General features: G+C 71.2%; 1 protein-coding gene. It reads left to right on the top strand.

Annotated elements, in window-relative coordinates; genetic code table 11:
* Nucleotides 1-19 precede the first annotated feature (19 nt).
* Nucleotides 20-796: alcohol dehydrogenase catalytic domain-containing protein (locus tag POF73_RS45790; protein WP_334313684.1), on the top strand; the 777-nt coding region annotated here is incomplete at its 3' end.

Raw genomic sequence — 796 nt, 5'->3', positions numbered from 1 at the left:
GCGGTTCGCGTTGCTGGATGTGGATGGTACGGACGAGTCCTGGGCCGTGGTGACGGCCGCGCTCGCCTCGGGTGAGGAGGAGCTTGCCGTACGCGCGGGTGTCGCCTTCACCCCGCGTCTGGGACGTGTGCCGACTGGTGGGGCGCTGACGGTGCCCGCGGGGGAGTCGGCCTGGCGCTTGGACATCGTGGAGAAGGGCACGCTGGAAGGGCTCGCATTGCGCGCGATCCCGGAGGCCGAGGCCGAGCTGACGCACGGTCATGTCCGCATTGCGGTGCGGGCCGCGGGTGTGAATTTCCGCGACGTTCTCAACGCGCTCGGCATGTACCCGGGGGATGCGAGGGACTTCGGTCTGGAGGGTGCGGGTGTGGTGACCGGGGTCGGGCCGGGTGTGGCCGGGCTGGCGGTCGGTGACCGGGTGTTCGGGATGTTCTCGGGTGCGTTCGGGCCGGTGGCGGTGGCGGATGCGCGGACGGTGGCCCGGGTTCCTGCGGGGTGGTCGTTCGCGCAGGCGGCTTCGGTGCCGATCGTATTCCTGACCGCGTACTACGCCCTCACCGAGCTGGGTGGCCTTGAGTCCGGGGAGTCGGTGCTGGTGCATGCGGCGGCCGGTGGTGTGGGTATGGCCGCCACGCAGCTGGCACGGCATCTCGGCGCCGAGGTGTTCGGTACGGCGAGCGCGGCGAAGTGGGACACGCTGCGGGAGCTGGGTCTGGACGAGGCGCACATCGCCTCCTCCCGGGACACCGACTTCGAGGCGGCGTTCCTCGCGACGACCGGCGGTCGTGGCATGGAC

This window comes from Streptomyces sp. HD (assembly GCF_028369295.1).
Classification (GTDB): Bacteria; Actinomycetota; Actinomycetes; order Streptomycetales; family Streptomycetaceae; genus Streptomyces.
This window is presented reverse-complemented; position numbering and strand designations above follow the sequence as displayed.